The organism is Bacteroidota bacterium, from assembly GCA_034723125.1.
Lineage (GTDB): Bacteria > Bacteroidota > Bacteroidia > CAILMK01 > JAAYUY01 > JAYEOP01.
Window position 1 is genome coordinate 1 of sequence record JAYEOP010000002.1, and the last position, 6565, is coordinate 6565.

Consider the following 6565-nt stretch of genomic DNA (forward strand, 5'->3'; position numbering starts at 1 on the left):
ATATTCATTTTCTTCCACTGGTTCAATTGGTGTGTTTTTTACTGTCTCTTTTACTTGTTCAATCTCTTCTGCTGTTAATGTTTTAAAATCCAAATCGTCTCCTTTTTTGCTACAATTCATCACTATAAATGATATTGTAATTAATAAAATTATTGTTAATTTCTTCATCTGTTCTCCTTTTTTATATTTCAAAACTATTTGTAATTTTATGTTGGTTTGCAACTGTAATATTTACAGAATTATTGCTATTCTCAAGTTTTTCCAAAAAATAATCCATTGCCAGATTTGGGTCATTATTTTTTTCACTCAAATGACCTAAAATCACATTTTGCATCTTATTCTTTTTCAATGTTTCAATAAGAAATTTTACTGATTGTTCATTTGATAGATGTCCGAATTTTGATTTTATTCTCTGTTGTAATTCTAAAGGATAAACTCCATTTTTCAACATTTCCACATCATAATTTGCTTCGAGAATCATTAAATCCAATTTTTTCGCATTCATTTTTACGATATTATTTACGAACCCTAAATCTGTAAAAATTCCAACTGATTTATTTTTATTTTTGATGATGAAATTTACCGTATCTTCGGCATCGTGGCTGACTCTGAAAGGGTGGAGGTGCAAATCTTCAAATTCAATATCATCACTTGGATTGAATGTGCGAATATCTTTAATTTCGTCAAACTTTTTTCTCTCTTTTGCGATATGTAGAATATTTGAATTAATGTAAACCGGAATTTGATATTTTTTTGCGAATACTCTAACTCCACCAATATGGTCGCCGTGTTCGTGTGTGAGAAAAATTGCTTGAATATCTTTGGGATCGTGTCCTGCATTCTCTAATCTGATTGTTGCCTGTTTTCCGGATAGTCCTTGATCTATGAGAATCTTTGTTTTTTCACTCGCTATAAGTGTAATATTTCCTTTGCTTCCACTTGCTAATGGTTGAATTATCATTTTTATATTTTTTGTTTTTTAATATAAATCTATTTTTAACACTTTTAAATTTTGTTACTATCCAAAGTAGTAAACAAATAAGGTCAACACAAAAAAACCCCAACTTCTTTTTTTAATTCATTAAGAAGTTGGGGAATTTTCTTATTTCTCTGCTAATTTCTTATAATCTTCGTATCTTTCTTTTATGAATTTATCAGAATCTGTACGGAATTTTTCTACATTATCAGGAAATGTTCTTTTCAATGATTCATATCTTCCTTCATTAACAAAAAATTCTTCTACAGGTTTTTTCGGTGCTTTAGAATCCAATATGAAAGGATTTTTTCCTTCTTTTTTCAACAATGGATTATAGCGATAAGTTAACCAATATCCTGTCTCAACTGCAAGTTTTTCTTCCTGTTGTGTTTTCGACATGTCAATTCCATGAGCAATACAAGGTGTATATGCGATGATAAGAGAAGGTCCGTCATAAGCTTCTGCTTCAATAAGTGCCTTCATCAATTGATTTTTGTTATATCCCATTGCAACTGATGCAACATAAATATATCCATAACTCATTGCAATTCTACCAAGGTCTTTTTTGATTGTCTCTTTTCCCGATTCGGCAAATTTTGCTACTGCACCTAATGGAGATGCCTTTGATGCTTGTCCACCGGTATTTGAATAAACTTCAGTATCTAAAACCAAGATGTTGATATTTTTATTCATTGCAAGAACATGATCTAATCCGCCATAACCAATATCGTAAGCCCAACCGTCTCCACCAAATGACCAAACAGATTTTTGAATAAAATAGTTCTGCAATTCTTTTACTTTATCCAAAATTTCATTTTTACTCTCTTTTTGAAGCAATGTTTTGATATTTTCTACATTATTTTTTGCTTCATCGTCAACAGCATCCCAATTGTCAAGTGAATATTTAAGTGCAGTTTTTAAAGAGTTCTCTATATTCATTTCTATCAATTTTTTGGTAGCACTTTTCAATAATTTTCTATTAGAATCTACAGCAAGTCGCATTCCAAATCCATATTCTGCATTGTCTTCGAATAGTGAATTTGCCCAAGCAGGTCCGTGTCCATCTTTATTTTTCGTGTATGGAATAGTTGGGAAAGTTCCACCATAAATTGATGAACAACCTGTTGCATTTGCAATTATCATTCTATCACCAAAAAGTTGTGTAGTGAGTTTTACATATGGAGTTTCACCACAACCGGCACAAGCACCACTAAATTCGAAAAGCGGTTGTTTAAATTGACTTCCTTTAACTTTAGTAGTATCATTATTTCCATTTACATCTTCAGGTAAATCAACAAAGAATTTATAATTTGTCTCTTCGCCAAGTTCTCTTTCTGTTTCGATTGGCGACATTGCAAGTGCTTGAGTAGGACATTCATTAACACAAGATCCGCAACCAACACAATCATCAATAAAAACCTGAATTTTGTATTTTTTATCTTTGTCTTTTCCCATAGCATCGAGTACATTAAATTCTTTTGGTGCATTTTCTAAATCCTTTGGATCAATCAATTTTGGTCTGATAGAAGCATGCGGACATACGAATGCACATTGATTACATTGAATACATTTTTCGGCATCCCAATGTGGAACAGTTGGTGCAGAACCTCTTTTTTCTAATTTCATAGTACCTGTTGGCACATATCCATCAAAAGGCATTTGAGAAACGGGAATATCATCTCCCTTTTCTCTCATAATCGGTTCGATAACATTTTTAATAAATCCTACTGAATCTTTTGGAACTAATTCTTTTGGTTCTTTAGATTTTTTTGGAAGTTCTTTTGGAATATCAATTTTCACTAATGCTTCATTTGTGGCATCAACTGCTTTCCAATTCATCTCTACAATTTTTTTACCTTTTTTCAGATAAGATTTTTCAATCGCATCTTTAATCATTTTAATTGCTGTTTCTTTTTCCAAAACTTCCGAAATTAGGAAAAATGCAGCTTGCATAATCGTATTAATTCTTCCGCCTAATTTAACTTTATTTGCTATTTCCAAAGCATTAATGTTGTAAAGTTTAATGTTTTTCTCTATGATTGTTTTTTGCATATCTTTAGTTAAATTTTCGAATACTTCATCAGATTTTAAATTTGAATTTAATAGAAAAACACCATTTTCTTTTATTCCTTCAAGAATATCATATCTTCCTATAAATGCCTGATTGTGACAAGCGATAAAGTCAGTATTATCAACAAGATATTCTGATTGGATTTTTTCTTTTCCAAATCGTAAATGGCTTCTTGTGGTTCCACCTGATTTTTTCGAATCATATTGAAAATATCCTTGTGCGTACATGTCTGTATTATCACCAATGATTTTGATTGAATTTTTATTGGCACCAACAGTTCCATCTGCACCAAGTCCCCAAAATTTACAACTTATTGTTCCTTCCGGAGTAGTGTTTAATGTTTCAGGATAATCAATTGAGAGATTTGTCACATCATCATTAATCCCAACTGTAAATCCATGAGTACATTTATTGTCTAAATGGTCGAAAACTCCTTTTACCATTTGTGGTGTGAATTCTTTGGAAGATAGTCCGTATCGTCCACCGATAATTGTAAGATTTTCATCTTTTAATCCGGCAACAATATCTAAATATAATGGTTCGCCAATTGATCCGGGTTCTTTTGTTCTGTCGAGTACTGCAATTTTTTTAACTGATTTCGGCAAGACATTAAGTAAATGTTTGACAGAAAAAGGTCTGAATAGGCGAATTTTGATTAATCCGAGTTTTTCGCCATTTTTATTCAAATAGTTGATTGTTTCTTCGATTGTGTCACAAGCACTTCCCATTGCGATGATAATTTTTTCTGCATCAGGGGCACCAAAATAATCGAATAAATGATATTGTCTGCCAATTTTTTTGGCAACTTTATCCATATATTCTTGAACAATTTCCGGTGCTTCATCATAATATTTATTTACAGTTTCGCGACCTTGAAAATATACATCAGGATTTTGTGCTCCGACTTTTATTTGCGGATTTTCAGAATTTAATGCACGACTTCTAAAATCTTCGACATATTTATTTTCAACAAGTGATTTCATTGTATCATAATCAATCATTTCCACTTTTTGAATTTCATGAGAATTTCTAAATCCGTCGAAAAAATTTAGAAATGGAACTTTTGTTTTTAAAGTTGCTAAATGTGATACGAGTGCAAGATCCAATATTTCTTGTATTGATGAAACAGCCATTTCCGCGAAACCTGTGTTTCGTGCAGACATTACATCGGAATGGTCGCCAAAAATAGAAAGCGATTGTACTGCAAGTGAACGAGCAGAAACATGGAAAACTGTTGGTAACATTTCTCCTGCAATTTTATGCATATTTGGTAGCATCAACATTAATCCTTGTGATGCCGTAAAAGTTGTTGTGAATGCACCTGCTGTCAAAGCTCCGTGAACAGATCCCGATGCACCTCCTTCTGATTGCATTTCAACAACATCAACAGATTCACCAAAAATATTTTTCCTTTTATTTGCTGCCCAAGCATCGGCATATTCTCCCATCGGTGAAGATGGAGTAATAGGATAAATTGCAGCAACATCGCTAAAGGCATAAGCGACATGAGCGGCCGCAGTATTACCATCAATCGTTTTTTTCTCAAACTGTTTCATTACTTTCCTCTTATTTATTTTAAATTTATTCACTTCCAATTAATAACTCTAATTTAATAAATATTTTTATAAATATAAAGGTTTTTTTTAAAAAAATATCAAAAAAGAGAAATGCAATATTTGAGATATGTAGCATTTCTGCTTATGAGTTTTTTTGCTATGTTTTATTTATCTACGAGTATAAAACTGATAGAAATTGAATTGAAAAACTCAGCGTCTTTGCGTCTTTGCGGTAAGATCAGAACCAATCTCAAGTTTCTACAATTCATTTTTCACAATAAGATGTTTTCTATTTGGTCCTGTCGAAATTATTCCAATTGGAACATTCAAATATTCTTCGATAAAGTTTATATAATTTATGCAATTTTTTGGTAATTCGTTAATATCTGTTATTCCGTAAACCTCTTTTTCCCAGCCGTCGAATTCTTTATAGATTGGATTATCGTTTTTATCACGGTCGATTGCAACTTTAATTTTATCAAATCCCGAGAGAACACTTAATTTTGTGATGATGAGATAATTGAATCCATTCAACATAATTGCTTTTTTTACTAATGGCAAATCTAACCAGCCACATCTTCTCGGTCGTCCGGTTGTGGCTCCGAATTCATTTCCATTTGCTCTTAATTTTTCGCCTGTTTCGTCACGCAATTCTGTAGGAAACGGCCCTTCGCCAACTCTCGTTGTGTATGATTTCATTATTCCAATTCGTTTATCAAATTCAATAAAAACACCTGCTCCGGTTAAAGCTCCGCCGATTGTAGTTGAAGATGAGGTGACGAAAGGATATGTTCCGTGGTCAATATCAAGCAGAGTTCCTTGTGCACCTTCGTATAGAATATTTTTGTTTTTCTGAATAGATTCATAGATTATTTTTTTTGTATCTGTAATAAACGGCTTAATTTTTGTTGCAGATTTTAGAATATTTGGTAATTCATCTTTTATCTTTGAAATTTTTGTATCGTTGATGAAAGTATAATTTCTTTTATAATACGCTAATTGTTCAATAAATTTTTGTTCAAAAGTTCCATCAAGAATTGATTCCATTCTGATTCCGGATCTTTGGACTTTATCCATATATGTTGGACCGATACCGCGAGATGTCGTGCCGATTTTTTCATTCAACTCTTTGTCTAAAATTTTATGAAGTGGTGTGACAATATGTGCTTCCGCTGAAATAAAGAAATTGTTTTTAGAAATTGAAACACCTGATTTTTCCATATTTTCCATCTCTTCAGAAAGTGTGACGGGATCAATCACACAACCGTTTCCGATAATATTTTTTGATTTGCCAGAAATTACACCACTTGGAATGAGATGTAAAACGAATTTTTTATCCTCAATTATTACCGTATGGCCGGCATTTGCTCCACCTTGAAAACGAACAACCAAGTCCATTTTTTGTGAAACAATATCAACCATCTTTCCCTTTCCTTCATCTCCCCACTGTGAACCCATTATTATATATTTTGACATTTTTCAATTCCTTTTTTTATTTTTTACTAACACTTAATTATACAAAATAGGATAACAATTTAAAAGAGAAATTTAAGTAATTATTTATATACTAAAGCAACATAGTAATATCTCAAATTTTTTTGTCATTGCTTGTCATTGATAGTCATTTGTTGTCATTTATACTTTACCGCAGAGACGGAGAGACGCAGAGTAATTTGTTGTCATTTATACTTTACCGCAGAGACGCAAAGACGCAGAGGAATTTATTGTTATTTATACTTTACCGCAGAGACGCAAAGACGCAGAGGAATTTATTGTCATTTATTGTCATTGATAGTCATTTATTGTCATTTGTTGTCAAATGATCCAATGACCCAATGACACAATGACCCAATGACAAAATGCCACAATGACCCAATGACACAATGACACAATGCCCCAATCTTCGGTGTTTTCGGTGCATTCGGTGGTTAATAAAGAATCTCCATTCGTTCATAAGTTGAC

At 32.3% G+C, this 6565-nt stretch carries 3 protein-coding genes; all 3 read right to left on the bottom strand.

The genetic code is table 11. From position 1 onward, the window contains the following. Window positions 1-181 precede the first annotated feature (181 nt). Complete coding sequence (locus U9R42_00035) at window positions 182-961, bottom strand: MBL fold metallo-hydrolase (protein ID MEA3494407.1); 780 nt, start codon at window positions 959-961, stop codon at window positions 182-184. Between the two features lie 141 nt (window positions 962-1102). Continuing rightward, window positions 1103-4603 carry a pyruvate:ferredoxin (flavodoxin) oxidoreductase gene (gene nifJ / locus U9R42_00040; protein ID MEA3494408.1) on the bottom strand — a complete coding sequence of 1167 codons (3501 nt, stop codon included), beginning with the start codon at window positions 4601-4603 and terminating at the stop codon, window positions 1103-1105. A 258-nt stretch (window positions 4604-4861) separates the two neighbouring features. Then, a complete protein-coding gene (locus tag U9R42_00045; protein ID MEA3494409.1) occupies window positions 4862-6079 on the bottom strand; it encodes an adenylosuccinate synthase in 1218 nt (405 codons plus the stop codon). Window positions 6080-6565 lie beyond the last annotated feature (486 nt).

Bases quoted from the DNA above. Each gene is read 5' to 3' on its own strand.
- U9R42_00035 (MEA3494407.1), bottom strand. From the start codon at position 961: ATGATAATTCAACCATTAGCAAGTGGAAGCAAAGGAAATATTACACTT.
- nifJ (MEA3494408.1), bottom strand. From the start codon at position 4,603: ATGAAACAGTTTGAGAAAAAAACGATTGATGGTAATACTGCGGCCGCT.
- U9R42_00045 (MEA3494409.1), bottom strand. From the start codon at position 6,079: ATGTCAAAATATATAATAATGGGTTCACAGTGGGGAGATGAAGGAAAG.